We start from the raw sequence: 25636 nt of genomic DNA, 5'->3' as shown, positions 1-25636 counted from the left end.
CTTGCGTTGATTGCCCGCCAGTTTAACGGATGCCCTGCCCGATCAGCACGCTTGCCGCGTGCGACACCGCCGGAAAGTGTGTGACTACCACATGAATTTGAGCTCCACGCCCAAGTAGTTGCTGTCGTCACCTCCCGCATTGCGCAACGTATCGCCCACAACGTAATGAACCGCCTCAACTGCACCCGACAGGTTGCGATTGAATGCATAGTCCATACGCACTTGGTCGTAGTAACCCGTCCAGCGCCCACCGCGCCCCGCCGTTCCGGCTACCGGCAGATTCGGTTGGGTGTACACCGCATCCTCAGTCGTTTGTCGCCAGAGCATGCCCACAGCGGTCTGGATAGACAGGTCGGAAATCGGCCGTATCGTTACAGACGGCTTGACGTGGATAAGGTTGCTGTAGCCGGTGTAACCGGCCAGCGAGAAGTAGTAGCCATTCGGGAACAGAGGATTGAACGTGCCGAGGGTGCCATCGCCGGCGTGACGGTCACCGGAAGCGGCATCGAACTGCAGCCCGAGCCGTGGCGCCCAGGGCACAGACTGCAAGGTGTAGCCGAAACGGCTACCGCCACCCCAGGCACGGATGTCCTTGGAACCGACCGTACCGGTTTGAACCATCGCTTCCACGTCCCAGTCGTACGCCCCTTCGGTACCGGCGGTGCGGGCATCGAACAGGTGCCGGGTCTCGTCACCTTGCGCGTCGAGATAACTTGCCTGGCGTTGTTCGTACAACCCGTAGTAGGCCGAAAGCTCATTCTTGTTGTCGAGCTGGCGCTCAACCCGGAGCATATGAAACGCCACATCGGCGTTGGACTTGTCATCGAAGTGGCGGCCATCCAGGTACTGGACGGGGTGGCTGGCCAGGCCAATGAAGCGCCAGTCGCTTGTCTCCCAGTCGGCCCATACGGCATCAAACGACTGCCGAACGTTCGGACCGTCACGCGAAGAAATAAAGCGCTGCAAGTCAAAGGCAAAATCCTGCCGCCCCACCCGAGCCTTGAAGGTGTGATCAGGCGTCTTGTCAACGTACTCGACAAAGGCCAAGCGCATATCCAGGCGGTTCTGGTCTGCCCCGCCGATGGTTGTCTTATCGAAGGCGCGGGCATCTTCCAGCTCGGTAAACACGCGCCAATGTTCGTTCAAATGCAAATCGGCATGCACCTGCAGTCGCTGAATCAACCACGAGTCACGCTTGCGGTTACCGATACCAAAGCCATTGGCGTCATTGAGTTCAAACCGCTCCCGCAGCGTCAAGCCGAACGATAGATAACGCTGCGGGTCCGTATCCGACAGCGACAGGTATTTGAGACCGTCTAACGGCTCGGTTCTCAACGCAGGGTTTTGAAGGACCGACCAGTCCTCCTGCCAACGGTTGGTTTTAAGCACAGGACGTTCAGGCGGCTCGGCGCCGTAGCCGCTGGAAACCCCCAGCGGCCACAGCACGGCCAGAACCCAGGCATACACGCTATGCGAAGGACGGCTGTTCATACGTTACTTCTTCGCGAGCGACTGGTGTATTTCAGCAACGTAACCACCGGGGAATTCCACCACGGCGGATTGGCGATCAGGCTCCGCCTTGGGTTCTATCAACAGTTGGGCACCGGAGTCCTTGGCCTTCGCGAGCGTGGCCGCAAGATCCTTCACCTCATAACCGGTCGTTTCACGGCCGTACGGGTAAGGCAGGTGCCCGTCGGTGACGAACATCACCATCTTGCCGAAATCGGATTCAAGCTTTACGCGGCGGATCGTCTTGCCGGGCTCCCCGACAACCGCACCGTCGAGATGTTTTTCATCCGCCACGACTTTGCCGTGAGAGAAACCCGTGAAACTTTTGATAAAGGCATCGGCGCGCTGCTCAGAGAGATATACCCGGTTTTCAGGAATGCTCTGGAACGCAACGTAATTGGGCGCCTTGCTATGCCAGTAAAGCTGCATCGTCACGCCACCGGGCCATTGCACCACGGCGTCTCGACCGATCGGATCGGGGAAGTCGTGCACGATCACGTCCGCGCCGTGTTGCTTTGCTTCGGCGAGAGCGACATCCATATCCTTGACGAGATAGCCGTTACGCTCGGCGCCAAAGGGGTAAGGAACCGGCGTGGTGAAACCAAACAGCGACACGGTGCCGACGGGTGTCTGCACCAGCTGCGAAGTCGTACTGCTGGGGACGGGCAGCACGTTTACCACGACCTGGGGGGTGCTTTGGCCGCCGAAGGTGGCCACAAAGCTTTTCACAAAACGATCCACATCGCCCGGCGCTACATAGACATGGCTGGTGTCGTACTGGGCTCCGACCGCAGGGCCAGTGGAAGCCTGAGCGGAAAGGGATACCGCCATCCCGAGGACGACCGGCAGAAGAAGTTGCTTGAATGAAGGAGTCATAAAGATGCCCTTGACGATTTAGGAGGTTCAGCGCCAGCAAGCGTAAGAAGCGACCGCAATCGTCGATAGGACGTATGTGCGCAGTAATATGAAAATTTATTCATCTGCAAAAAAAAGCCTGGTGCAGCAACAGCAGCACCAGGCTTCTTTATCGGGTTCAAGTGTTTGAGCAAGCGGCGGCTCAGCCGGAAATGCAATCCTCCCCGGCTTTCTTGATATCGCCCGGGCGGATCGGCACATTGGACATGCTTTCATAAAGCTTGATGCTGCTGCCGCTGGAACGCTCTTCAATCTCGAAGATCGCCGAAGGATCCGAGGAGAATTTCTGCGGCACAATGACCTGCACGCCATCCTTGTGCGGTTCAATCTGCGGCGGCCGGCGGGTGGCTGCGAGTTTACGCACGACACAGGCAGCATATTCCGGTGGTTTTTTCCCTGAGATGACGACCAAGGTGGGCGGGGTCTGCTTGATATCCGCAACCGAAGCACACCCACCCAGCGCCAGGGCCAAAACCAACACACTCCATTTCATACTTAAACCTCCGATAAAGACCCTACTGACAGCGGATATAGGAATTTTCTCCCACCAAAGTAGGATTTATCCCTAAAAACTCGGTAAATAACTGTTTTAAATTGTCGAAGTCGTCGACGACGGCCCGATAATAAACGCGCTGGGGCTGATAAACTCTATCTTAACCTACGTATCATTCTGATTTTTCAGAAAAAGCCCTTCTGGAGACCCCCATGAAATTCATTCATCAGCGCGAGCACCTCAACGAGGGAGACATTGTCGTCATCGAATGCTCGCAGACTTGCAATATCCGCCTGATGAGCGACGCCAATTTTCGCAGCTTCAAGAATGGCGGCCGCCACACCTACCACGGCGGTGCGTTTGACAAGTTCCCGGCGAAAATCACCGCGCCCAGCACCGGCTTCTGGAACATCACCCTGGATGTGGTCACGCGCCGCGCCATCAGCGTGACCCGTAAACCCGCGCTGTCCCACAAGATTCGCATCGTTCGTCGTACCAGCTCCAAACTGAGCTGATCCGGATAACCGACAGGAAAAAGCTGTGACCACCACGACCAAATACGTCATCAAGTACAAGCTCAACGGCGAACGTCGCTTCGAGTTCGCGCAACTGCACAGCAACAGCGTGGAAGAAGCCAAGCAAGCCCTGGCGAAAATCCATGATGCCGGCGATGTCATCACCGACATCACGGTGAGCAAGGCGCTGTAAGCCATGACTGCCGACTTGTTCGCCGATGACGCCCTGCAACAACCCAGGGGACGCGAACAAATTGGCGCAGAATCCTATGTGCTCAGGGGCTACGCCCTACCCTGGGTTGAGCGTCTGCTGCCTGAGCTGCGTCGGATATTGGCGCAGTCGCCGTTTCGTAAAATGGTAACGCCCGGCGGCTTTACCATGTCGGCGGCCTTGAGCAGTTGTGGTGAGCTGGGCTGGACCACCGACAGCAGCGGCTACCGCTACAGCCCCGTCGACCCGCGCAGCCAAACCCCGTGGCCGGCGATGCCGGATGCCTTGCGCGAACTGGCCACCCTGGCAGCAACGGAGGCCGGCTTCCCCGACTTCGCACCCGACGCGTGCCTGATCAACCGATATGTGCCCGGAGCCAAGATGTCCTTGCACCAGGACAAGAACGAGCGTCGTTACAACGCCCCCGTCGTTTCAGTGTCCCTGGGGCTGCCGGCGATTTTTCTGTTCGGCGGCCATGAACGCGGGGACAAGCCCCAAAAAATCTCGCTGTTCCACGGTGATGTGGTGGTCTGGGGCGGCGTCGATCGCTTGCGCTTTCATGGGGTGATGCCGATCAAAGAGGGCGTGCACTCGGTGATGGGCCCGCAGCGGATCAACCTGACCTTTCGCACCGCCGGCTGATTTGACCGCAAGTTTGAGAGTGTCGAGCTCGATCTACGCCGCTAAGCTGCCCGTGAATCGTCAAGAGTGCAGGTCATGAACAACGAACAAGACCCCCGCTGGGCGGCCATTGTTGCCCGCGACGCCAAAGCCGACACGCTGTTTGTCTACGGGGTGAAAACCACCGGGGTGTACTGCCGCCCCAGCAGTGCTTCGCGCCTGCCGCGCCCGGAAAATATCGAATTCTTCGACAGCCCGGCCCTCGCCGAAGCCGCCGGCTACCGCCCCAGCAAACGCGCCTGCGCTGACCAGACCCAATTGGCCGCCCACCATGGGCAACTCGTCGCCGCCGCATGCCAGCAAATCGAACAGGCCGAAACACCGCCCAGCCTGGAAGCGCTCGCCAACCAGGCCGGGTTGAGTTCATTCCATTTTCATCGCGTGTTCAAGGCGGCCACCGGCCTGACGCCCAAGGGCTACGCCAGCGCGTTGCGCTCGCGCAAGGTTCGCGACGGTTTGAAAGGCCAGCACTCGGTGACCGATGCCTTGTACGACGCCGGCTTCAACTCCAGCAGCCGCTTCTATGAGGCGGCCGACCAACTGCTTGGCATGACCCCGCGCGACTTCAAAGCCGGAGGCACCAACAGCACCATCCATTTTGCCGTTGGCCAATGTGCACTCGGAGCCGTGCTGGTAGCGCAGAGCCAGCGAGGGGTGTGCGCCATTTTATTGGGTGACGATCCGGACAAGCTGGTGCGTGATCTGCAGGACCAGTTCCCCAAGGCCGAACTCGTCGGCGCGGATCGTGAGTTCGAACAATTGATCGCCCAAGTCGTGGGCTTCATCGAAGCGCCGGCCGTAGGCCTGGATCTGCCGCTGGACCTGCGCGGCACTGCGTTCCAGGAGCGGGTATGGCAAGCGCTGCGCGAAATTCCGGTGGGCGCCACCGCCAGCTACGCGCAGATTGCCGAACGCATCGGCGCGCCCAAGTCTTTTCGTGCGGTGGCCCAGGCCTGCGGCGCCAACAGCCTCGCGGTGGCAATCCCTTGCCATCGCGTGGTCCGCAGCAACGGCGAGCTGTCGGGCTACCGTTGGGGCGTGGAGCGCAAGCGGCAGTTGCTGGAGCGGGAAACCGCTGCGTGTCCCCTTCATGAAATACCCCTGACGTCCAGTGAATAAAACAGACTGGCCGAGTGCCAAGGGCCCTGCTAAAACAGCGCAACGTCTTACTCACGCTGGAGACACGTCCCATGAGCACCTGGCCAGACACGCGCATTCTCGACCTGCTGGGCATCGACGTGCCCATCATTCAAGCCCCGATGGCCGTGGGTACCACCACCGCAATGGTGATCGCCGCCAGCCAGGCCGGCGCGCTGGGCTCGATGCCTGCTGCAGCGCTGAGCCTGGAACAATTGCGCGAAGCCTTGACCACGCTTCGTCAAGCCGACGTACGGCCCATCAATGTCAATTTCTTCTGCCATCAACCACCCGCGGCCGATGAGGCGCGTGACCGCCGCTGGAAGGCGCTGCTGGAGCCTTATTACCGTGAGCTGGGCGCCGACTTCGATGCCCCCACCCCGGAGTCCAATCGCTCCCCTTTTAATGAGGCTGCCTGCGAAGTGGTCGAAGAGTTCCGCCCGGAAGTGGTCAGCTTCCACTTCGGCCTGCCGGAAAAGCGCTTGCTTGACCGCGTAAAAGCTACCGGTGCCAAGGTGCTTTCTTCGGCCACCACGGTAGAGGAAGCCATATGGCTGGAACAACATGGTTGCGATGCGATCATTGCCATGGGTGTGGAAGCCGGTGGGCACCGTGGTTTGTTTCTCAGTGACGACCTCAATACCCAGATCGGCCTGATGGCCCTGGTCCCGCAGATCGTCGACGCCGTGAAGGTGCCCGTGATTGCCGCCGGTGGCATTGGTGATGCGCGCGGTATCGTGGCAGCGTTCGCGCTGGGCGCTGCGGCGGTGCAGATTGGCACCGCGTACCTGTTCACCCCCGAAGCCAACGTCAGCGCCTCCCATCACCATGCACTGCGCAATGCCCAAGCCAGTGAAACGGCGCTGACCAACCTGTTTACCGGCCGCCCGGCGCGAGGCATCGTCAACCGGGTGATGCGCGAGCTGGGGGCGATCAACCCGGCGGCTCCGGCATTCCCCAGGGCCGGCGGCGCCTTGATGCCGCTCAAGGCCAAGGATGAAGCGGGTTTCAGCAACCTGTGGTCCGGCCAGGCATTGCGCCTGGGCAAAGAGATGTCCAGTTATGCGCTGACGCGCGAATTGGCCGAGCAGGCGCTGGCCAGACTCCAGAGGAACTGACCCCCGAGGCGACTTTGCACTGTACCGGCGATGGCTAACCGCTATATATTCCCCTACATAGCGGTAACGCCTTCTACCTGAGACTCGCCGTACTACCCAAGGAGCTGCTTCATGATGATCCGCGCCTCTCGCCTGGCCCCCCTTGTCGCCGCCATGGCGTTCAGCACCGCTCACGCTGACGAAGTGCAAGTGGCGGTGGCCGCCAACTTCACTGCACCGATCCAGGCGATCGCCGCCGACTTCGAGAAAGACACCGGCCACAAACTGGTCGCCGCCTATGGCGCCACCGGCCAGTTCTACACGCAGATCAAGAACGGCGCGCCGTTCGAGGTGTTCCTGAGCGCCGACGATACCACCCCGCAAAAACTCGAAACCGAAGGCGACACCGTCAAGGGTTCACGCTTCACCTACGCCGTCGGCACCCTGGCCCTGTGGTCGGCCAAAGCTGGCTACGTGGACGCCAACGGCGATGTGCTGAAGCAGAACGCGTTCAAGCACCTGTCCATGGCCAACCCGAAAACCGCTCCCTACGGCCTGGCCGCCACCCAAGTGCTGGCCAAGGAAGGCTTGACCGACAAGGTCAAGGACAAACTCGTCGAAGGCCAGAACATCACCCAGGCCTACCAGTTCGTGTCGACCGGCAATGCCGAACTGGGTTTTGTCGCGCTGTCGCAGATCTACAAAGACGGCAAAGTCACCAGCGGTTCGGCGTGGATCGTTCCGGCCTCCCTGCATGACCCGATCAAACAAGATGCGGTGATTCTCAACAAAGGCAAGGACAGCGCCGCTGCCAAAGCCCTGGTCGAATACCTCAAAGGCGCGAAAGCGGCTGCGGTGATCAAGTCCTACGGTTACGAGCTCTAACTGCATGCCTCTGTCGAGTGCCGATTTTTCCGCTATCGGGTTGACCCTCAAACTGGCGTCGCTGACCACGGTGATCCTGCTGATTATCGGCACTCCGATCGCTCTATGGCTGTCGCGCACCCAATCCTGGTGGCGCGGCCCCATTGGTGCGGTTGTGGCGCTGCCGTTGGTGCTGCCGCCGACGGTGATCGGTTTTTACCTGCTGCTGGCCCTGGGCCCGAACGGCTATGTGGGCCAGTTCACCGAATGGCTGGGCCTGGGCACCCTGACCTTCAGCTTCGCCGGGCTGGTGCTCGGCTCAGTGATCTACTCCATGCCATTCGTGGTGCAGCCGTTGCAAAACGCGTTCTCCGCCATTGGCACTCGCCCACTCGAGGTCGCCGCGACCTTGCGGGCCAACCCCTGGGACACCTTCTTCACGGTGATCCTGCCGCTGGCGCGCCCAGGGTTTATCACCGCCTCGATTCTCGGTTTTGCCCACACCGTCGGTGAATTTGGCGTGGTGCTGATGATCGGCGGCAATATCCCCGACAAAACCCGCGTGGTTTCGGTACAGATCTACGACCACGTCGAAGCGATGGAATACGCCCAGGCCCATTGGCTGGCCGGCGCCATGGTGGTCTTCGCATTCCTGGTATTGCTGGCGCTCTACTCCAGCCGTAAAACCAAGATGGGCTGGAGCTGATCGCGATGATGGAGGTACGCCTGCAACTGGGTTATTCGGCTTTTGCCCTGGATGTGGACCTGCATCTGCCTGGCCGTGGCGTCACGGCGTTGTACGGGCACTCCGGTTCCGGCAAGACTACCTGTTTGCGCTGCATTGCCGGGCTGGAGCGGGCCGCAGACGGGTTTATCCGAATCAACGATGAGGTCTGGCAAGACAGCCGCAAGGGCGTGTTTGTGCCACCGCATAAACGCGCTATCGGCTATGTGTTCCAGGAGGCCAGCCTGTTCCCGCATTTGTCGGTGCGCGCCAACCTGGAGTTCGGCCTCAAGCGCATCCCACGCGCGCTGCGCCGGGTGGATATGGCTCACGCCACCGAACTGCTGGGTATCGGCCATCTGCTCGACCGTCACCCGCAGCACTTGTCCGGCGGCGAGCGCCAGCGCATCGGCATCGCCCGTGCGTTGCTGACCAGCCCGCAATTGCTATTGATGGATGAGCCGCTGGCAGCCCTGGACAGCCAGCGCAAAAATGAAATCCTGCCGTACCTCGAACGCCTGCACGATGAGTTGGAGATTCCGCTGCTCTACGTCAGCCACGCCCAGGATGAGGTCGCGCGGTTGGCTGACCACCTCGTGCTGCTCAGCGACGGCAAGGCGCTGGCCAGCGGCCCTATCGGTGAAACCCTGGCACGACTCGATTTGCCCATGGCCCTGGGCGATGACGCCGGTGTGGTCATCAATGGCGCCGTCAGCGCGTATGACGCGCACTACCAGTTGCTCACGCTGCAACTTCCCGACAGCGCGCTGTCGATGCGCGTCGCCCATGCACCGCTGGCACCGGGCAAACAGCTGCGTATCAAGGTGCAGGCGCGGGACGTGAGCCTCAGCCTGCAAGCCGAAGAACACAGCAGTATCCTCAACCGCTTGCCCGTGACGGTCACCCAGACGATTGGGGCGGATAACAGCGCCCATGTGCTGGTGCGCCTGGACGCCGGGGGTACGCCCTTGCTGGCGCGTATCACGCGATTCTCCCGCGACCAGCTGCAACTGCGCCCTGGCCAGACACTGTGGGCACAGATCAAGGCGGTGGCGGTATTGGCCTGAGCGGCCTCCGCACAAGTTTTTGGCACCACCGCACAGGGCCGCGGTCAATCAGACATACCGGCCTGATCCTTTGCCAAGGAACCTGCACCATGCCCGACTCTGCGCTGCCCGCCGATCTACCCCGCGACCTGCATTACGTTGACGACAGCCAGCCCGGCATCCGCCGTAAAACGCTGCGGGGCAAGTTCCAGTATTTCGATGTGCAGGGCAAGCGCATCACCGATGCCGATGAAATCAAGCGCCTGAACGCCCTCGCCGTACCGCCCGCCTATACCGATGTGTGGATCTGCGCCGATCCGCGTGGTCACTTGCAGGCGACCGGGCGGGATGCCCGTGGCCGCAAGCAATACCGGTATCACCCCCGCTGGCGCGAAGTGCGCGACAGTGACAAATACGCTCGGCTGCAAGAGTTCGGCAAGGCCCTGCCCAAGCTGCGCAAACAGTTGGAGGCACAGATCGCCGAACCCGGTTTCACCCGCGAAAAAGTCCTGGCCACCGTGGTCATGCTGCTGGACGCCACGCTGATCCGCGTGGGCAATACGCAGTATGCGCGGGACAACAAGTCCTACGGGCTGACTACCCTGCGTAATCGTCATGTGGACATCAAGGGCAGCGAAATCCAGTTCCAGTTCCGGGGCAAAAGCGGTGTCGAGCATCAAGTCAGTGTCAGGGACAAGCGCCTGGCCACAGTGGTCAAGCGTTGCATGGAGCTGCCGGGGCAAAACCTGTTTCAGTATCTGGATGCAGACGGTGAGCGCCATACCGTCAGTTCCCACGACGTCAACGCCTACCTGCACAGCCTCACCGGCGCCGACTTTACCGCCAAGGACTATCGCACCTGGGCCGGCACCGCCCTTGCGTTGGCGGTGCTGCGTGACCTGGAATGGCAGCCGGAATCCGACGCCAAGCGGCATGTGGTGGCCATGGTCAAGAGTGTGGCCAAGCAGTTGGGCAACACGCCAGCGGTGTGCCGCAAGTGCTACATCCACCCGGCGGTACTGGAGCATTTCAGCCTGGGCGAACTGTCCAAACTGCCCAAGCCACGGGTGCGCCAGGGCCTGAAAGCGGAAGAGGTCGCCCTGGCGATGTTTCTTGAGCAATTGGCCGCCGACTTGCCTAAGAACGCCAAGGCAGGTTAGCCTTTGCCCCCCTTCTGATTTACGGGATGACCGCCGACGTGAACCACTAAGCCTTCCAAAATGTATCTGCAACGAGCCGCCTGGCGCGCTTGTTGGCCTGTTCGACATTTTTTTGGAGGTGCTGATGACTGACGTCAACCGGCTGCCCGTACTCGTTTCCCTGCAACACGTGTCTTTCCAGTTCGCCAATGGCGATACCTTGCTGGAAGCTATCAACCTGTCCATCGATCACACGCCGACCGGGATTGTCGGGCGTAATGGCCGTGGCAAAAGTGTCCTCGCCAAGCTGATCGCCGGTGTGCTCCAGCCCTCCTCCGGCACACTCGACGGCAATGCCCGTGTGGCCTATGTCGCGCAGAGCCTGAGCGTTCAACCCGGTGAAAGCATTGCCCAGCTCACCCGCACCGCCGAAGCCTTGGCCGCGCTTGAGCGTATGGCATCGGGTGAGGCCCGCGCCGATGACTTCGAGCGGATTGATGAACGCTGGGACCTGGCCGAACGCCTGCGCGCGGCGCTGGATGGGGCGGGCTTGCAAGCGCTGGGCTTCGATACGCCGGCCGCTCAACTGAGTGGCGGCCAACTGGCCCGCGTCGCAGTGATCGGCGCGTTGTTGGCCGCTCCGGATTTGCTGGTATTGGATGAGCCCACCAACCACCTCGACAGCCTGGGCCGCGACTGGCTGCTGCGCATCCTGGGCCAGTGGCGTGGTGGCCTGGTCGTCGTCAGCCATGATCGACAGTTGCTCAACACCTTGGGGCGCATCGTCGAGCTTTCCCCGCTGGGCATGCGCGTCTATGGCGGCAACTACGATGCTTACCGCCAGCAACGCGACACTGAACAACACGCAGCGGTTGCAGCCCTGGAGCACGCCAGGCTTGAACGTAGCCGCGAACGCAAGCGCCTGCAAAAGGATCACGACAGCCTGCAACGCAATGCCGCCCGCGCGCGCAAACACGCAGAAACTGCCAACGTTGACCGGTTCACCAAGGCCCGCTGGAAAGGCGCCGCCACGGAAATCGTCAGTACCGTACGCAGCGCCCACCACGCGCATAAACACCAACTCGACCAGCAGGTGCGCCAAGCCTACGAACGCGTCGTGGACGAGACGCCCACTCTGCTCGCCCTGCCCGGTTCAAGGCTGCCCAATGGTCGACACGTGGTGACGCTCGAACAGGCCCAATTGCCGTGGCTCGATGCGCAGCAGTCTTCTACCTACGTCACGTTGAACCTGATGGGGCCTGTGCGCGTGGCGGTACACGGGCCGAACGGTTGCGGCAAATCCACCCTGCTCAAACTGCTTGCGGGGCACTGGCGGGCGGTCGGCGGCGAATGTGCCGTGCACGTCACCCACGCGTATATCGACCAGCATCTGGCGCTACTGGACGACCGACGCTCCATCGTCGAACAGCTGAACCTGCTCGACACGCCGCTGGCCGAAGCCGAACTGCGCACACGCCTGGCCTTGCTGCAACTGGATGCGCAGCGCGTCACCCAGCCTACCGGCCAGTTAAGTGGCGGCGAGCGGTTGAAAGCTGCAATGGCGATTGCCTTGTGGCGCGAAATCCCGGCGCAACTGTTGTTGCTGGACGAGCCCACCAACCATCTGGACCTGGAATCGGTGCTCGCTTTTGAGCAGGCGCTGCGCGGCTTTACCGGGGCCATGTTGGTGGTGTCGCATGACGAGGCATTTGTACAGGCGCTCAGGCCGACCCATCGATTGGACTGGCATCCGGCGGGCTGGCGACTGGAATCTGTCTGAGGTCATTGCGCCAACCCGCAAAGCCTCTTACGGTAGTGGCCGAATAATCTCATCGAGGAGCCCGCTCCATGCTGCCTTCGTCCCGCACGCCCTACGCCAATGCCGCGCTGGCCCATCGCCAACGCTGGCGTGGCCGGGTCGGCTTGTTGCTGGTGGCCAGCCTTTCGGTGCTGGCCGGCATGACCGATGCCATCGGCTTCATGGCCAGCGGGGACTTCGTGTCATTCATGAGCGGCAACACCACCCGCCTGGCCGTGGCGATGGGCGCCGGTGATCTGGGCCTGATCGGGCGCCTGCTGTTGTTGATCGCCACGTTCGTCATCGGCAACGCCTTGGGTGTCGTGGTCAGCCGCCTGGGCCGTCGGCATGCCCTGCCCTTGCTGTTGTGTATCGCCGTGCTGTTGAGCGGCGCCGGCTTATGGCCTTTCGCCGATACCTTGCCTGCCTTGCTGGCAGCGATCACCGCCATGGGCATGCTCAATGCAGCCGTGGAAGAGGTCAATGGCCTGCCCGTGGGGCTGACCTATGTGACGGGGGCACTGTCACGCTTTGGTCGTGGGCTGGGCCGCTGGATGCTGGGCGAACGACGCAACGGGTGGCGGGTACAGTTGATCCCGTGGGCCGGGATGTTTGTGGGGGCGGTGATCGGCGCGGTGCTGGAGCACCAATGGGGGCTGAAGGCGCTGCTGGTCAGCGGTGCATTGGCCATATTACTGGGCCTGGTATCGCTGAGGATTCCCCGGCGCTGGCACTTGGGCTACATGCCGCGATAACGAGCAAAGAGGCCCGCCCGACGTTTAGGCCTCGACATCCGTGTACCGGTAAAGAGCCATCACGTCGAGCGAGCGGATGAATAATAAGCCAATGCTCGGCGCCTGTCGCGCCAGGCATTTCTGAATAATTCTAAAGCAACGGACTACAGGCAGGTCGCGAGGGCGGCCTGGCGACGCTTGGCAGGCATCGTGTCTTCGGCTGCGTAATACTTGACGGTAGAGCCGGCACCCGCGGCGCGCACGTCTACAAAGTAGGCACCGTCAGTGGTGTACACCGTGAAACCATCTGACTCCAACGGCTCCTTGAAGCCTCCGGCGTCCACGCCGAACACCGCCTCGTCCTGCCAGCCGAACTGCACGCATTGGGCAACTACCAGCGGGGCCTTGTCCGAAGCCAGGGTTTTATAGGGCTGGCCTGCACGCGCCTCTTTCATCTTCGTGCCGGCGCAACCGGACAGCGCCGCCACCATCATGACGCCCATTACTACCTTACGCATGCCATCGCCTCCATGGAAAAACCGCGACTGTACCACCGCCGCAGGCTTAACTGACGCGCACATGAACTTTGTTTCACGGTAAAAGCACAATGCGCCGTCTATAGTTGCCTGGCTCATTTTTAAGAAGTCTTCCTTCTGCCCGCCCTCCCGCGGGCATTTTTTCGCCTGCGCTTCAGAAGTACCAACGAAACAGATAGAACAGCGCCATGCTCAGCAACACCGTGATCAGTACGCTGCGCGTCCAGAACATCAGCGCCACCGCGCAGATACCCGCGAGCAGATAAGGGTTGGTCGGGCTCAGGTTGAGCCGGTGATCGGCGAGAAAAATGATCGGCCCGCAAATCGCCGTGAGCATGCCCGGCACCGCAAACCCGAGGAACTCTCGGGCGCCGCGATTAAGGCGCACCGGCAGACGCGGCTCGATAAACAGGTAACGGTTGAAAAAGACCACCAGGCCCATGGCGACTATCATCAAGTAGATCATGCCTGCCCTACCCCCAGCCGCTTGCACGCATAGCCTGCACTCATGCCCAGCAAGCCCGAGACCACCACCGCCGACTCCCAGCGCAAAAAGCTCAACCCTACCGAGCACAACAGCGAGATCGCCACGCAGACCACCGTCGGTACGTCGCGCACCACTGGGGTGATCAAGGCAATGAAGGTCGCCGCGATGGAAAACTCCAACCCCAGTTGATCAAGCCCGGGGATGCTTTTGCCGAGCACGATGCCGGCCAGGGTAAACAGGTTCCAGGCGATGTAAAACGTCAGGCCGACGCCCAGGGCATACCAGCGGTTGAAGGTTTCACGGTCATAGTGGTTGACCAAGGCGAAGAACTCGTCGGTCAACAGAAACCCCATGCTGATGCGCCAGCGTGTATTGAGCGCCGAGAGTGTCGGGCGCATATGCATGCCATACAGCAAATGCTGGGACGTCAGCAGCAGCGTGGTCAGGACAATGGATATCAGGCTCGCGCCACTCTTGACCATGCCGATCGCCACCAGTTGCGCGGCACCGGCAAAGACAATGGCGGACAAACCCTGGGCTTGCAGCGGCGTGAACTGCGCGTCGATCGCCATGGAGCCGGCGAGCAGCCCCCAGGGCGCACAGGCCAGGGATAACGGAATAACCGCGATTGCACCGCGAGCGAAGGCGTAATGAGGTAAGGCGGCAGGCATGGAAACGGCTCATCGACAGAGGGTCGACAAGCATGCCAGGGTCACACAGGGGCTGTCTTGAACGATCTTGCTCAGGCGAGTTTTACCGATACCTGTTCGACCGAGTCCCGCGCTTCGCGCAGCTCGTAGGCGTCCTGGTTGAGCCGGTGAATGGTATTGAGCAGACGTTGGCGCAGCACTTCATCGCCGACTTTTTCGACGGCACGCATCAAGTCAAACGCCGCGGTTTCGTTATTGTCCGCGACGGAATCGAGGGTCTTACGCAGGTTGCGAGTGGCACGGGTCACGCGGGATCTTCCTTCATGAGCAATGGGCAGGCACTTTAGGACATTCATGTTTCATTTTAATTTCAATCACTTGTGTGTCGATTGCGGTAGATTTGATCCACGTCAATGGTTTCAGGGTTTGACCTCGCAACGCGCCTACCCGTCGGCGTAATTGTTCCCACACAAAGACGAACTTTGCTCACGCGAACTGATCCATGCCTTGGATGACAAAGTGCCATGGTTGGCGCAGCGACGCGTAGCGTCTGGATACAATAGGCCCAACACCATAACCGGCCGGCACCTGTTGCCGAGCCATCGGAGCGTTCATTCATGCTTGTCGCCGTTGCGATTTTTCTCTTCACCATCATCCTGGTCATCTGGCAGCCCAAAGGGCTGGGCGTCGGCTGGAGCGCCACCTTGGGGGCAATCCTGGCCCTGGCCTGCGGAGTGATCAGCCTGTCGGACATCCCGGCGGTGTGGCACATCATCTGGAACGCCACCGGTACGTTTGTGGCGCTGATCATCATCAGCCTGTTGCTCGACGAGGCCGGCTTCTTTGCCTGGACCGCGCTGCACGTGGCGCGCTGGGGCCAAGGGCGTGGGCGGCGGTTGTTTGCCTATATGGTATTGCTCGGCGCGCTGGTGTCGGCACTGTTCGCCAATGACGGCGCGGCACTGATCCTCACGCCCATTGTGATGTCGATGCTGCTGGCGTTGCGTTTCTCTCCGGCAGCGACCCTCGCCTTCGTCATGGGCGCCGGGTTTATCGCGGACACGGCCAGCCTGCCGCTGGTGGTGTCGAACCTGGTGAACATCGTCTCGGCGGATTACTTCAAGATCGGTTTCAACCAATACGCCGCCGTCATGGTGCCGGTGAACCTGGTCAGCGTCGCGGCCACCCTGGCGGTGCTGCTGTGGTTCTTCCGCCGCGACATTCCACAGGCCTACAACCCAGACGACCTGGAAGACCCGGCCAGGGCCGTTCACGACCGTGCGACCTTTCGCGCCGGTTGGTGGGTACTCGGTATTTTGCTGATCGGTTGCTTTGCCCTGGAGCCGCTGGGTATTCCCATCAGTGCGATTTCTGCGGTGTGCGCGGTGCTGCTGTTGGTCATCGCGGCCAAAGGCCACAAGATCTCCACGCGCAAGGTGCTCAAGGAAGCCCCCTGGCAGATCGTGATCTTTTCCCTGGGCATGTACCTGGTGGTCTACGGGCTGCGCAACGCCGGCCTGACGACCTACCTGGCCACCTGGCTGGACACCTTCGCCACCTACGGGGTGTGGGGGGCGGCGATGGGCACCGGTGTGCTCACCGCGTTGCTGTCATCGGTCATGAACAACCTGCCGACGGTGCTGATCGGTGCCCTGTCCATCGAGTCCAGCCATGCGATGGGCGTGATCAAGGACGCGATGATCTACGCCAACGTGATCGGCAGCGACCTGGGCCCGAAAATCACGCCTATCGGCAGCCTGGCCACCTTGTTATGGCTGCATATCCTGGCGCGCAAAGGCATCACCATTACCTGGGGCTACTACTTCAGGGTCGGGGTCGTACTGACCCTGCCGGTGCTGTTGATCACCCTGGCCGCGCTCGCGCTGCGCCTGAGTGTCTGAACACTTTCGCCGCCTGGGTCAGCTACGTATGCTAAGGCGCAACCCACTGCCGAGCTGACCCGATGAACGCGATGCAACACGCCTGGCTGGGCCACTATGAACTCACCAGCACCCGCTGCACCGGCCTGTCCTTTGCCCGTCACAGTCACGATGAATGCGTGATCGGCGTGAACCTGGTCGGCGAAGAGAAAGTCTGGCTCGACCGTCGCGAATTCCAGGCGGGCCCGGGCAGCATCACCCTGTACAACCCGGGCCAGATTCAGGGCGGTGGCGCTGCTGAGGGCGCTCCCTGGCAGTTTGTCAGCGTGTACGCCATGGCAGATCAACTGGCCACCGACCTGGGCCTGGCAGAGTTGGAGTTTGATCGTGCCCTGTGTTTTCAACCGGAGCTGGCGCAACGCCTCGCGAGGGCGGTGAAAGGCGCATTGAGCGGCGATGCCTTGGTCCGCGAACTGAATGAAGAAGCGCTGGTACTGCTGCTCGGCGAGGTGGTCGGTTGCAGTGGTGTGCGCCTGCAAGGGAGTGCACCGGCGGGAAAACCCATGATCAGCCGCGCCCAGGAGTTGCTCGCTGCGCAACTTCATCAGACGCTGCCTCTGGAACACCTTGGCGATGAGTTGGGGCTGTCCAAATTTCATCTGTTGCGGGCCTTCCAGAAAGAGACCGGCTTGAGCCCGCGGCAATGGGCCATGCAACTTCGCACCCGGCGCGCCAAAGGTCTGCTGCGCAGGGGGCTGCAACCCTGCGAAGTGGCCCAGGACCTGGGTTTTGCCGACCAGAGCCACCTCAATCGGCATTTCCGCGCCGCCTATGGCATTACTCCCGGCCGTTATCAACACCTGTTGCAGCGCTGAAATCGCAATCTGGTCCAAGACGATAGCGCCATCCGCTCGCACACTGCCTGCCATCACTTCTGGGAATTCAGGCATGTTGACGATCTTTTTTTACGCACTGGTATTCGGTTTTGTTTTTTGCCTCTCTCCCGGTGCGGTGCTGGCGGAGACGTTGCGCCGGGGTTTGCTTCAGGGGTTCACCCCGGCCTTGCTCGTGCAGGTCGGCTCTCTGGTGGGCGATGCCGTGTGGGCGGTTATCGGCCTGACCGGTATCGCCCTGCTGATCCAGCATGACGCCGTGCGCATACCGCTGACGGTGGTCTGCGCGCTGTACCTGGCCTGGCTGGGCGTGCGCGGCTTGATCGACGCCTGGCACTTGCCGCAAGCGCAAACCGGGCCTGCACGTTCAGGGCAGAATGCGCTGGCGGTAGGCGCAGCCATCTCCCTGGCCAACCCGAAGAACATTGTGTATTGGGGCGCCCTCGGCAGTGCATTGTCGGGCATCGTCGGCACTACGCCCAGTCATTCGCAGACCCTGATGTTTTTTGCCGGTTTCATGCTGGCGTCGGTATTGTCGTGCTTCGTGGTGGCTACGCTGGTCAACCTGTTGCGCAAGAACGCATCGGCGCGCTGGCAGCGGGTCAGTTATGGCACCTGCGGATTGGTACTGTTGTATCTCGCCTATCTCGCGGCATTGGGCGTATGAAGTTATATATATCGCAACTTTCCCGTGCCTCTTGTCTGAATGAACTCTGAACGCCGGATCATTTAATTAATCATGCGTTGACATTTTGTAACTGGCTGAGTAGATTGCCCCTGCCCGCAATTGGGGGCCTTTTTTAAACCTCACAAAAGAAGCCAATGGACACAGTATCTAGTCGCTGTCCGAGCACCGCCTCTGCGGGCATCGGGCGCCAAACCCAGAATATGACAGGACTCGCCTCCCCGGTCCGGTAAGCTGCGCTAGAGCTTGATGCTCCACCGTAACTGCCTCGCCGGTCGCTTGTCCGGTCCCGAGGTGTGTTATGACCCTTCAACCCTTTGTTTTGCCTGATATCCGCTCGCTGGCCTCGGCCCTGCGAGCCAAGCTATGCCGCATGCCCGTGGGCTTTTCGCCTACCCGCTCGCCCTTTGCCGCAACCTCTCCCCAAGTACGCCCGGCGCCAATGCTGGCGCACTGGCGTGTCTGCCCCACCACTGGCCAACTGGTTCAGCACTGGGATCACGCCGACCCTCAAGACCCGCAGAGACGGAACGTTTCCAGCCTCGTTCAAGCGAGCCTGATGCTTAGCCTCTATGTGAGCGCTCGCACAGCCTGAGCCTGCTGGAAACCACAACTTTTCCGATTAACCTTCTGGAGTTCTTTATGAACAAGTCCAGTAGTAGCCCGCTGCGCGCTAATTAATTAACGCGCACTAAGCGGGCCTTGTAGAAGTTATTAAGCACTTTATTTAAACCGATCGCGAAGTCCGCGGCTCGGCATGCTTTCGCTCGCCTGCAATCAGGTAAGTACCGGGTATGTTTTGTCGAGAATTGGCGACAGGAGTACAGACAATGAGCGCCGTAAAAAACACGCCTCTGCACAAGAAAAATGGCACTGCGACCGACACCAAACTGTCGATGCGTGCCGCCCGCGAAGCCCAGAACGGCCTGTCGGCCACCCTCGCCAATGTACGGGCGACCCAGGACGGCCTGACCGAACTGGATGCCTCGGCACGCCTCCAGCGCGAAGGCTATAACGAGGTGGCCCATGACAAGCCGCCTCACGCCATCGTCCAGTTCCTGCAGGCACTGAACAACCCTTTTATCTATGTCCTGCTGACCCTGGGCGGCATCAGCTTTGTCACCGACTGCTGGCTGCCGATGCGGGACGGCGAAGAGGCCGACCCGACCAAGGTCATCATCATCATGACCATGGTGTTGCTCAGCAGCCTGCTGCGCTTCTGGCAGGAACACCGCTCGGCCAAGTCCGCCGAAGCGCTCAAGGCAATGGTCCGCACCACCGCCACCGTGCTGCGCCGCGAGCAAGTGGGCGCCCAGCCCAGCCTGCGCGAAGTGCCGATGCGTGAACTGGTGGCCGGCGATATCGTGCAGTTGTCGGCCGGCGATATGATCCCGGCGGATATCCGCCTGATCGAATCCCGTGACCTGTTTATCAGCCAGGCGGTGCTGACCGGCGAAGCCTTGCCGGTCGAGAAGTACGACACCCTGGGTGATGTGACGCAGAAGTCGGCGTCCTCGTTGGCGGCCGACCAGGGCAACCTGCTGGACCTGCCGAACATCTGCTTCATGGGCACCAACGTAGTCAGCGGCCGGGCCAAAGCCGTGGTGGTCGCCACCGGGCCGCGCACCTACTTCGGTTCCCTGGCCAAAGCGATCGTCGGCTCCCGTGTGCAAACCGCCTTCGACCGTGGGGTGAACAGCGTCAGCTGGCTGCTGATCCGCTTCATGCTGGTGATGGTGCCGATCGTGTTCCTGCTCAACGGTTTCTCCAAAGGTGATTGGGGCGATGCGTTCCTGTTCGCCCTGGCGGTTGCTGTGGGCCTCACCCCGGAAATGCTGCCGATGATCGTCAGCGCCAACCTGGCCAAGGGCGCCACCGCCATGGCCAAGCGCAAAGTGGTGGTCAAGCGTCTGAATGCGATCCAGAACTTCGGTTCGATGGACGTGCTGTGCACCGACAAGACCGGCACCCTGACCCAGGACAAAATCATCCTCGAACACCACGTCAACGCCTTTGGCCAACGTGACGATGCGGTGCTGTCGCTGGCCTGGCTCAACAGTTTCCACCAGAGCGGCATGAAGAACCTGATGGACCAGGCCGTGGTGCAGTTCTCGGAGCAGAACCCCAAGTTCCAGGTGCCATTTGCCTACAGCAAAGTGGATGAATTGCCGTTCGACTTTGTACGCCGCCGCCTGTCGATCGTCGTCAAGGATGCTGCCGGCGATCAGTTGCTGGTGTGCAAGGGCGCCGTGGAAGAGATGCTGAGCATTTCCACCCACGTGAAGGAAGGCAGCGATGCCGTGCCGCTGGATGAGCGCCGTCGTGAAGAGTTGCTGGCGCTGGCCAACGACTACAACGAGGATGGTTTCCGCGTACTGGTGGTCGCAACGCGCAACATTCCCAAATCCCTGGCGCGCCAACAGTACACCCCTGCCGATGAGCGCAACCTGGTGATCCAGGGCTTCCTGACCTTCCTCGATCCGCCAAAGGAAACCGCGGGCCCGGCCATTGCCGCACTGCAGGAAATTGGTGTTGCCGTCAAAGTGCTCACCGGCGACAACGCGGTAGTCACCGCCAAGATCTGCCGCCAGGTTGGCCTCGAACCCGGCCAGCCGCTGCTGGGCGTGGATATCGAAGCCATGGACGACGCCACCCTGCTGCGCCGCGTGGAAGAACGCACGGTGTTTGCCAAGCTGACACCGCTGCAGAAATCCCGGGTGCTCAAGGCCCTGCAAGCCAACGGCCATACCGTGGGTTTCCTGGGCGACGGTATCAACGATGCGCCGGCGCTGCGCGATGCCGACGTGGGTATTTCGGTCGACACCGCCACGGATATCGCCAAGGAATCGGCGGACATCATCCTGCTGGAAAAGAGCCTGATGGTGCTGGAAGAAGGTGTGCTCAAGGGCCGCGAAACCTTCGGCAATATCATGAAGTACCTGAACATGACCGCCAGCTCCAACTTCGGCAACGTGTTCTCGGTACTGGTAGCCAGTGCGTTCATTCCGTTCATGCCGATGCTGGCGATCCACCTGCTGCTGCAAAACCTGATGTACGACATCTCCCAGCTGGCCTTGCCGTGGGACAAGATGGACAAGGAATACCTGGCCAAACCACGTAAGTGGGATGCGCAAAACATCGGCCGCTTCATGATCTGGATCGGGCCGACCTCGTCGATCTTCGACATCACCACCTTTGCCTTGATGTGGTACGTGTTCAGCGCTAACAGTGTGGAAATGCAGACCCTGTTCCAGTCCGGCTGGTTCATCGAAGGGCTGCTCTCGCAAACCCTGGTGGTGCATATGCTGCGCACCCGCAAGATCCCGTTCTTCCAGAGCACGGCGGCCTGGCCGGTGCTGATGATGACCTGCCTGGTGATCGCTCTGGGGATCTACGTGCCGTTCTCGCCGCTGGGCACCCTGGTGGGCCTGCAACCGCTGCCGCTGGCGTACTTCCCATGGCTGGTCGGCACCCTGCTCGCCTACTGCTGCGTGGCCCAACTGATGAAAACGATCTACATCCGCCGCTTCAAGCAGTGGTACTGATCGCTCCCGCCGTTTAAACGGTGGCGGCCGCAGGGTCGCCACCGCGCATCACAAGGATTCGAACATGCGCGTCTTGATCTGTGCAGGTCGTCATTACGCCGACACCAAGAAGTCCCGCCAAGTGCTGGACGCTTACCACCGCCTGCGCCCGATGCAGGTATTGATTCACGGCGGCAACCAATTCCTCGGCAGCAACATCGAGGAGTGGGCGCGGGAAATGGGCATCGATGTGGTGCGTTACCCGTGCAATTGGCAACGCCATGGCAAACAGGCGGAACGCCAACGCAATCATTTCATGCTGACCGACAGCCGACCCGACGTGATTATCGCCCTGCCAGGCGGTGACGACACCTCGGAGCTGGTCAGCCAGGCCAAAGCCAGCGGCATTTCGGTGCTGACCGTAGAAAGCTGAATTCAAGCGAGGTGCATCATGCACAAAAAACACACCCCTCATCGCCCGGATGGGTTTGCCAAATATCGCGCACGTCACTATCGGGGGGCTCGCCATACGCTGTTGCTGTTACCGCCGGCCAAGCGCCGCGCGCTGCAACGCAACCTGATCTTCATTGGCGCGAGCCTGGGCATTGTTCTGCTCATCGCGATGTGTTCCAAGGCCCAGGCAGCCGGTGGCGCCTACGTGGTCGACGACGGCGCGGTCAATGATCCGGGCACCTGCAACGTCGACGCCTGGTACAGCGTCAACCGGCACCAAGGCAACGTCCATAACGAAACCCTGAACCCGGCCTGCACGTTCAGCGCGCTGCCGGCGGTGCAATGGAGTGCGGCGCTGTCGCGTGCCAGCAATGCGGGGGATGCCGAGACGCAGGTGAGCCCGCAAGTCAAAGCCCAGGTATGGTCACGGCAAGATCTGGGATTGCAGTTGGCGGTGTCCGCCACCAGCCACTTCGCCTTGGACCGCGCGCATGCCTTTGACGGCGCCGACTTCAACGTGCCTCTGACCTGGCAACCCGTTGAAGCACTGCGCTTGAACTTCAATGGCGGTTGGACCCACGCCTATAACGGTGGTGAACAGCAGCACCGGCTGACGTGGGGCACAGGTTTCGAGTACCAAGTAGCCGATGCACTCACGCTGATCGGTGAGCGCTATGGCCAGGAAGGCGGCGACCAGGCCTGGCAGGCCGGGCCGCGCTTTCACGTGGGTCAGCTGATCGACATCGACCTGCTGGTTGGGCAAAGCCTCAACGAGGATCACAACCAGTGGTTGACCACGGGTGCCACCCTGCGTTTTTAAGCTTTCGCCTGCTGCTCCAGGTGCAGTTGCAACTGCGGGTCGATTTGCAACTGCCCGGCCAGCTCATCCAGGTAAGCGCGTTCCGCCTCCTGTTGATCGTTGACCAGCATCACGCTGGCCAGGTAGATCTCCGACGCCAGTGCCGGGTCATCGGCATACTCGGCAAAATCCCCGGCATTCAGTGGCTTGGCGACTTCGGCGTCGAGCCATTGTTGCAACTGGGGGTCATCGGTATGCCGGCCAATTTCGGCTGAGATCATCTGCCGCTCTTGCTCATCGATCTTGCCATCGGCCTTGGCTGCCGCGATCAATGCGCGCAGCACGGCATGGCTATGGGCTTCGGCATCCGCCCCGTCGAGTTGGTCGACCGTCTGGATTGCCTGCTGCGGCGCACTGGCCTGCTGGCGCTGCCACGCCTGGTACGCCTGGAAAGCCGCCATCCCCAACGACGCCAGCGCCGCATAATTCATCCCACCGGAGCGCTGCTGCGTGGCACCGCCCGCAGGCGCACCGCTCAATAAACCGCCGAGACCACCCAGCAATCCGCCCAAACCGCCCCCGGCCGAAGCACTATTGCCCGTACTGTTGAGTAACCCGCCGAGCAACCCGCCCAGGCCGCCCAAGCCGCCCAGGCCACCGCCTGAAGCACCGCTGTTTTGCTGGCCCGCGCGCAGCAGTTGTTCCAATAGATCGCTGGTGTTCATGGTGTCGCCCTCCCAGGGCGCAATATGGGCGTTCAACAACCATAGCCTGCCCCTGTCGGAATACCAAGACCGCCGAGCAGGCACGCCTTATGATGGCGCCATTACACCGTTGAAGGAGCACACAGGTGAACCGTATCGAGCACGTTGCATTGATGGCGAGCTACAACCAGTGGATGAACCAGAAGGTCTATGCTGCTGCCGGCCAATTGCCGGACGCCGCGTTGAGCGCAGACCGGCAGGCGTTCTTCGGCTCGATCCTCGGCACCCTGAACCACCTTGCACTGGGTGATACGGTCTGGCTCAAACGCTTTGCCCAACACCCGGCAGGCTTTGCGGCGCTGGCACCCTTGAGTTCGATCGCAACACCCACCGACCTCAAGCAACTGGCGTTCGCCGATATTCGTGAGCTTTCTGCCCGACGCGCCTGGCTGGATCAGTTGATACTCGATTGGGTCAACACCTTGCGCGAGCCTGACCTGGATCATCGCCTGCAGTACTCCAACATGCGCGGCGTGGGGGCCAGCAAGCCGTTCTTTGGCTTGCTCGTGCACTTTTTCAATCACCAGACCCATCACCGGGGCCAGGCCACCACGCTGCTGAGCCAGGCAGGCGTGGACGTGGGTGTTACGGATCTATTGGCGTTGATTGACTGAGACAAACTCGGCGTAAGCCTGCAACAGGCGCGGGAAGTCCTCGGGTTCAGGCAATTGTGCAAAGCTTTCGACGGCGGGGGTGGAGGCCCAGGGCAGTTTTTCGCGGGTCCAGGTTTCCATGAAAGGTACATAGTCGCGGGCGTTATCGAGCAACGTGGCGCGCACATTGACGAACTCGTCGATGCCGTGGGGCCGGGTAAACAGCCAACTCATGCAATGCGGGCAGCAATAGTGGCGGTCCACACCCTGCAGCCCGCCGATGACCGGGCAGCCTTGGGTGATGGTAAACCCAGCGGCGGGAATCAAGGCGCTGAGGGAAAACGCGCTGGAGGTCATTTTCTGGCAACCACGGCAATGGCAGGCCATGGTGATCACCTCGGGCAAACTGACACTGAAGCGCACCCGGTTACAGCGGCAACTGCCCTCCAGCGGCTGGTGTACGACGCTCATCATTCATTCCTTTTCATGATTGTGGACGTCACAGGGTAGCGTGAACCGAACGCTGAGAACACCACACGCCATGTCGCCAGCAATGCCGCTTCGCACATTGCCAGCGACTGACTCAAGCGCCGGCAGGCGTCACTTCACCTTGCTGGCCAGGGTGTCGACCGTGTGCTTCAGATCATCAAGGCTGCGCTTCTGGTCTTCAAGGCTACGTTTCTGATCCTGGGCATCGTCCTTGAGCCGCGACAGCTCACTGGAGCTGGAACTCGAACTGGAGCTGGAATTGCGCTTCAGGTCCTCCACTTCGCTTTTGAGCTTGTCGATGGTGTTCTTCTGATCCGCGACCGTGTGCTTCAAATCAGCCAACTGGCTGTCACTGGCGCTGGAGCTTGAGCCATCCTTACGCTTGAACTCTTCGAAATAGCGCGCCTGTTCGTCCAGTTTGCTTTTCAAACGCTGAAGCTCTTCCTCGTGGCTTTTCTGATTACTCTGCAAGCGCTCAATATCGTTCACCGTAAAATTGCTCGCCGCCAATACTTGCTGCTGACCGGCCCCCGCGGAACTGGTCGCAAGCCTGTCACCCGGCGAGGAACTGAATCCGCTCCATTCAAACTCATCCCCCGCCTGCGCTGTGCCTACGCTACCCACCGCCAACAACCCGATTACACTGACCGCAATCATCCAAGAAGGCTTACGCGCACTGAACATCAACTGATTCCTTTCCAGAATGCCGGGATGGCATATCGCTATGACTGCGCTTTCAGCATCTTGTTCCCGTCCCAGAGAAAACTCGAAAAGGGTCCGCTCGGGCGTTGTAGACTACTGATCTCACAAGCTTTTTTAACCCGGCTTTTAGGCAAGAACCTTGCACCAACGAGCCAGGCTCTATATATTCCCAACCCTGTTACACCGCGCTACCGCCCGAATGGCGAAACTGGTAGACGCATGGGACTTAAAATCCCCCGCTCGTAAGGGCGTCCCGGTTCGATTCCGGGTTCGGGCACCATAGATATCAAGGGCTTGCATGATGAACTTCATGCAGGC

The 25636-nt window shown here is 60.8% G+C and carries 29 protein-coding genes and 1 tRNA gene; 20 read left to right on the top strand and 10 right to left on the bottom strand.

Going from position 1 to position 25636, the window contains the following annotated elements:
- Positions 1-84 precede the first annotated feature (84 nt).
- The 3 genes from C9383_RS23525 to C9383_RS23515 form a co-directional block, all read right to left on the bottom strand.
- Entirely contained in the window at positions 85-1491 is a 1407-nt protein-coding gene (locus C9383_RS23525) for an alginate export family protein (protein WP_090370965.1), read from the bottom strand.
- A gap of 3 nt (positions 1492-1494) precedes the next feature.
- Positions 1495-2385, bottom strand: coding sequence for a glyoxalase (locus C9383_RS23520; protein WP_090370963.1), 891 nt, complete (start codon positions 2383-2385; stop codon positions 1495-1497).
- 181 nt (positions 2386-2566) lie between these two features.
- Positions 2567-2917, bottom strand: a complete 351-nt coding sequence (locus C9383_RS23515; protein WP_060752964.1) for a hypothetical protein — start codon at positions 2915-2917, stop codon at positions 2567-2569.
- A 212-nt stretch (positions 2918-3129) separates the two neighbouring features.
- Here C9383_RS23515 and C9383_RS23510 point away from each other — a divergent pair, with 212 nt between their 5' ends.
- From C9383_RS23510 to C9383_RS23465, 11 genes are all read left to right on the top strand, one after another.
- A complete protein-coding gene (locus C9383_RS23510; protein WP_003191319.1) occupies positions 3130-3432 on the top strand; it encodes a DUF1883 domain-containing protein in 303 nt (100 codons plus the stop codon).
- 25 nt (positions 3433-3457) lie between these two features.
- The gene (locus C9383_RS28235; protein ID WP_090370960.1) at positions 3458-3625 is read left to right on the top strand and encodes a hypothetical protein; all 168 of its coding nucleotides are present in this window, start codon (positions 3458-3460) and stop codon (positions 3623-3625) included.
- A 3-nt stretch (positions 3626-3628) separates the two neighbouring features.
- Positions 3629-4285, top strand: coding sequence for a DNA oxidative demethylase AlkB (alkB, locus tag C9383_RS23505; RefSeq protein ID WP_090370958.1), 657 nt, complete (start codon positions 3629-3631; stop codon positions 4283-4285).
- Between the two features lie 75 nt (positions 4286-4360).
- The gene (gene ada / locus C9383_RS23500) at positions 4361-5443 is read left to right on the top strand and encodes a bifunctional DNA-binding transcriptional regulator/O6-methylguanine-DNA methyltransferase Ada (protein WP_090370956.1); all 1083 of its coding nucleotides are present in this window, start codon (positions 4361-4363) and stop codon (positions 5441-5443) included.
- A 71-nt stretch (positions 5444-5514) separates the two neighbouring features.
- A complete protein-coding gene (locus tag C9383_RS23495) occupies positions 5515-6579 on the top strand; it encodes an NAD(P)H-dependent flavin oxidoreductase (protein ID WP_090370954.1) in 1065 nt (354 codons plus the stop codon).
- Positions 6580-6690: 111 nt separating this feature from the next.
- Complete coding sequence (gene modA, locus C9383_RS23490) at positions 6691-7443, top strand: molybdate ABC transporter substrate-binding protein (protein WP_090370952.1); 753 nt, start codon at positions 6691-6693, stop codon at positions 7441-7443.
- A 4-nt stretch (positions 7444-7447) separates the two neighbouring features.
- A complete protein-coding gene (modB, locus tag C9383_RS23485; protein WP_090370951.1) occupies positions 7448-8128 on the top strand; it encodes a molybdate ABC transporter permease subunit in 681 nt (226 codons plus the stop codon).
- A 5-nt stretch (positions 8129-8133) separates the two neighbouring features.
- Positions 8134-9213, top strand: a complete 1080-nt coding sequence (gene modC / locus C9383_RS23480) for a molybdenum ABC transporter ATP-binding protein (RefSeq protein ID WP_090370949.1) — start codon at positions 8134-8136, stop codon at positions 9211-9213.
- Between the two features lie 89 nt (positions 9214-9302).
- Positions 9303-10352, top strand: coding sequence for a DNA topoisomerase IB (locus C9383_RS23475; protein ID WP_060752957.1), 1050 nt, complete (start codon positions 9303-9305; stop codon positions 10350-10352).
- Between the two features lie 124 nt (positions 10353-10476).
- Positions 10477-12111, top strand: coding sequence for an ABC-F family ATP-binding cassette domain-containing protein (locus C9383_RS23470; RefSeq protein ID WP_090370946.1), 1635 nt, complete (start codon positions 10477-10479; stop codon positions 12109-12111).
- Positions 12112-12179: 68 nt separating this feature from the next.
- Positions 12180-12884, top strand: a complete 705-nt coding sequence (locus tag C9383_RS23465; protein WP_090370944.1) for a YoaK family protein — start codon at positions 12180-12182, stop codon at positions 12882-12884.
- A gap of 143 nt (positions 12885-13027) precedes the next feature.
- Here the strand turns inward: C9383_RS23465 and C9383_RS23460 are convergent, their stop codons facing one another.
- The 4 genes from C9383_RS23460 to C9383_RS23445 form a co-directional block, all read right to left on the bottom strand.
- Positions 13028-13381, bottom strand: coding sequence for a hypothetical protein (locus tag C9383_RS23460; RefSeq protein ID WP_090370941.1), 354 nt, complete (start codon positions 13379-13381; stop codon positions 13028-13030).
- 172 nt (positions 13382-13553) lie between these two features.
- Complete coding sequence (locus C9383_RS23455) at positions 13554-13865, bottom strand: AzlD domain-containing protein (protein WP_060752953.1); 312 nt, start codon at positions 13863-13865, stop codon at positions 13554-13556.
- On the bottom strand, positions 13862-14557 hold the full coding sequence (locus tag C9383_RS23450; RefSeq protein ID WP_090370939.1) for an AzlC family ABC transporter permease: 696 nt from the start codon (positions 14555-14557) through the stop codon (positions 13862-13864). Before C9383_RS23450 ends, C9383_RS23455 begins: the two co-directional genes overlap by 4 nt.
- Before the next feature lie 71 nt (positions 14558-14628).
- Positions 14629-14844, bottom strand: coding sequence for a hypothetical protein (locus C9383_RS23445; RefSeq protein WP_060752951.1), 216 nt, complete (start codon positions 14842-14844; stop codon positions 14629-14631).
- Between the two features lie 309 nt (positions 14845-15153).
- Here C9383_RS23445 and C9383_RS23440 point away from each other — a divergent pair, with 309 nt between their 5' ends.
- From C9383_RS23440 to C9383_RS23410, 7 genes are all read left to right on the top strand, one after another.
- Positions 15154-16437, top strand: a complete 1284-nt coding sequence (locus C9383_RS23440; protein ID WP_090370937.1) for an arsenic transporter — start codon at positions 15154-15156, stop codon at positions 16435-16437.
- 62 nt (positions 16438-16499) lie between these two features.
- A complete protein-coding gene (locus C9383_RS23435) occupies positions 16500-17291 on the top strand; it encodes an AraC family transcriptional regulator (RefSeq protein ID WP_090370935.1) in 792 nt (263 codons plus the stop codon).
- 73 nt (positions 17292-17364) lie between these two features.
- Positions 17365-17976, top strand: a complete 612-nt coding sequence (locus C9383_RS23430) for a LysE family transporter (RefSeq protein ID WP_090370933.1) — start codon at positions 17365-17367, stop codon at positions 17974-17976.
- A gap of 319 nt (positions 17977-18295) precedes the next feature.
- A complete protein-coding gene (locus tag C9383_RS28470) occupies positions 18296-18589 on the top strand; it encodes a hypothetical protein (protein WP_081086954.1) in 294 nt (97 codons plus the stop codon).
- Between the two features lie 235 nt (positions 18590-18824).
- Positions 18825-21539 (top strand): magnesium-translocating P-type ATPase, encoded by a 2715-nt coding sequence (gene mgtA / locus C9383_RS23420; protein WP_090370931.1) that lies wholly within the window; start codon positions 18825-18827, stop codon positions 21537-21539.
- A gap of 64 nt (positions 21540-21603) precedes the next feature.
- Positions 21604-21951: a DUF2493 domain-containing protein gene (locus C9383_RS23415; protein ID WP_090370928.1), complete on the top strand. Its 348-nt coding sequence runs from the start codon at positions 21604-21606 to the stop codon at positions 21949-21951.
- 18 nt (positions 21952-21969) lie between these two features.
- Positions 21970-22791, top strand: a complete 822-nt coding sequence (locus C9383_RS23410; RefSeq protein WP_090370926.1) for a hypothetical protein — start codon at positions 21970-21972, stop codon at positions 22789-22791.
- Here the strand turns inward: C9383_RS23410 and C9383_RS23405 are convergent.
- Complete coding sequence (locus tag C9383_RS23405; protein WP_090370924.1) at positions 22788-23495, bottom strand: tellurite resistance TerB family protein; 708 nt, start codon at positions 23493-23495, stop codon at positions 22788-22790. The two genes, C9383_RS23410 and C9383_RS23405, sit on opposite strands and share 4 nt — an antisense overlap.
- 125 nt (positions 23496-23620) lie before the next feature.
- Between C9383_RS23405 and C9383_RS23400 the strand changes: the two genes are divergently transcribed.
- Positions 23621-24148: a DinB family protein gene (locus C9383_RS23400; RefSeq protein ID WP_090370922.1), complete on the top strand. Its 528-nt coding sequence runs from the start codon at positions 23621-23623 to the stop codon at positions 24146-24148.
- Here the strand turns inward: C9383_RS23400 and C9383_RS23395 are convergent.
- On the bottom strand, positions 24128-24598 hold the full coding sequence (locus C9383_RS23395; protein WP_090370920.1) for a GFA family protein: 471 nt from the start codon (positions 24596-24598) through the stop codon (positions 24128-24130). The genes C9383_RS23400 and C9383_RS23395 overlap by 21 nt on opposite strands.
- Before the next feature lie 129 nt (positions 24599-24727).
- Positions 24728-25300 carry a hypothetical protein gene (locus C9383_RS23390; protein ID WP_090370918.1) on the bottom strand — a complete coding sequence of 191 codons (573 nt, stop codon included), beginning with the start codon at positions 25298-25300 and terminating at the stop codon, positions 24728-24730.
- A 211-nt stretch (positions 25301-25511) separates the two neighbouring features.
- Between C9383_RS23390 and C9383_RS23385 the strand changes: the two genes are divergently transcribed.
- Positions 25512-25598, top strand: a tRNA-Leu gene (locus tag C9383_RS23385).
- The last annotated feature ends 38 nt before the right edge of the window (positions 25599-25636 follow it).

It is taken from the genome of Pseudomonas palleroniana (assembly GCF_003031675.1).
GTDB lineage: Bacteria > Pseudomonadota > Gammaproteobacteria > Pseudomonadales > Pseudomonadaceae > Aquipseudomonas > Aquipseudomonas palleroniana.
The sequence above is the reverse complement of the archived record's forward strand: the minus strand, read 5'-3'. Positions and strand labels throughout refer to the sequence as shown.

What these genes read in the sequence shown, in the direction of transcription:
- C9383_RS23450 (WP_090370939.1), bottom strand. Translation starts at nt 14,557, where the DNA reads ATGCCTGCCGCCTTACCTCATTACGCCTTCGCTCGCGGTGCAATCGCG.
- C9383_RS23390 (WP_090370918.1), bottom strand. Translation starts at nt 25,300, where the DNA reads ATGTTCAGTGCGCGTAAGCCTTCTTGGATGATTGCGGTCAGTGTAATC.
- C9383_RS23410 (WP_090370926.1), top strand. Translation starts at nt 21,970, where the DNA reads ATGCACAAAAAACACACCCCTCATCGCCCGGATGGGTTTGCCAAATAT.
- mgtA (WP_090370931.1), top strand. Translation starts at nt 18,825, where the DNA reads ATGAGCGCCGTAAAAAACACGCCTCTGCACAAGAAAAATGGCACTGCG.
- C9383_RS23430 (WP_090370933.1), top strand. Translation starts at nt 17,365, where the DNA reads ATGTTGACGATCTTTTTTTACGCACTGGTATTCGGTTTTGTTTTTTGC.
- C9383_RS23475 (WP_060752957.1), top strand. Translation starts at nt 9,303, where the DNA reads ATGCCCGACTCTGCGCTGCCCGCCGATCTACCCCGCGACCTGCATTAC.
- C9383_RS23405 (WP_090370924.1), bottom strand. Translation starts at nt 23,495, where the DNA reads ATGAACACCAGCGATCTATTGGAACAACTGCTGCGCGCGGGCCAGCAA.
- C9383_RS23415 (WP_090370928.1), top strand. Translation starts at nt 21,604, where the DNA reads ATGCGCGTCTTGATCTGTGCAGGTCGTCATTACGCCGACACCAAGAAG.
- C9383_RS23510 (WP_003191319.1), top strand. Translation starts at nt 3,130, where the DNA reads ATGAAATTCATTCATCAGCGCGAGCACCTCAACGAGGGAGACATTGTC.
- ada (WP_090370956.1), top strand. Translation starts at nt 4,361, where the DNA reads ATGAACAACGAACAAGACCCCCGCTGGGCGGCCATTGTTGCCCGCGAC.
- C9383_RS23460 (WP_090370941.1), bottom strand. Translation starts at nt 13,381, where the DNA reads ATGCGTAAGGTAGTAATGGGCGTCATGATGGTGGCGGCGCTGTCCGGT.
- C9383_RS23495 (WP_090370954.1), top strand. Translation starts at nt 5,515, where the DNA reads ATGAGCACCTGGCCAGACACGCGCATTCTCGACCTGCTGGGCATCGAC.
- C9383_RS23465 (WP_090370944.1), top strand. Translation starts at nt 12,180, where the DNA reads ATGCTGCCTTCGTCCCGCACGCCCTACGCCAATGCCGCGCTGGCCCAT.
- C9383_RS23435 (WP_090370935.1), top strand. Translation starts at nt 16,500, where the DNA reads ATGAACGCGATGCAACACGCCTGGCTGGGCCACTATGAACTCACCAGC.
- C9383_RS23440 (WP_090370937.1), top strand. Translation starts at nt 15,154, where the DNA reads ATGCTTGTCGCCGTTGCGATTTTTCTCTTCACCATCATCCTGGTCATC.
- modC (WP_090370949.1), top strand. Translation starts at nt 8,134, where the DNA reads ATGATGGAGGTACGCCTGCAACTGGGTTATTCGGCTTTTGCCCTGGAT.
- C9383_RS23525 (WP_090370965.1), bottom strand. Translation starts at nt 1,491, where the DNA reads ATGAACAGCCGTCCTTCGCATAGCGTGTATGCCTGGGTTCTGGCCGTG.
- C9383_RS23455 (WP_060752953.1), bottom strand. Translation starts at nt 13,865, where the DNA reads ATGATCTACTTGATGATAGTCGCCATGGGCCTGGTGGTCTTTTTCAAC.
- C9383_RS23515 (WP_060752964.1), bottom strand. Translation starts at nt 2,917, where the DNA reads ATGAAATGGAGTGTGTTGGTTTTGGCCCTGGCGCTGGGTGGGTGTGCT.
- alkB (WP_090370958.1), top strand. Translation starts at nt 3,629, where the DNA reads ATGACTGCCGACTTGTTCGCCGATGACGCCCTGCAACAACCCAGGGGA.
- C9383_RS28470 (WP_081086954.1), top strand. Translation starts at nt 18,296, where the DNA reads ATGACCCTTCAACCCTTTGTTTTGCCTGATATCCGCTCGCTGGCCTCG.
- C9383_RS23470 (WP_090370946.1), top strand. Translation starts at nt 10,477, where the DNA reads ATGACTGACGTCAACCGGCTGCCCGTACTCGTTTCCCTGCAACACGTG.
- modB (WP_090370951.1), top strand. Translation starts at nt 7,448, where the DNA reads ATGCCTCTGTCGAGTGCCGATTTTTCCGCTATCGGGTTGACCCTCAAA.
- modA (WP_090370952.1), top strand. Translation starts at nt 6,691, where the DNA reads ATGATGATCCGCGCCTCTCGCCTGGCCCCCCTTGTCGCCGCCATGGCG.
- C9383_RS23395 (WP_090370920.1), bottom strand. Translation starts at nt 24,598, where the DNA reads ATGAGCGTCGTACACCAGCCGCTGGAGGGCAGTTGCCGCTGTAACCGG.
- C9383_RS23520 (WP_090370963.1), bottom strand. Translation starts at nt 2,385, where the DNA reads ATGACTCCTTCATTCAAGCAACTTCTTCTGCCGGTCGTCCTCGGGATG.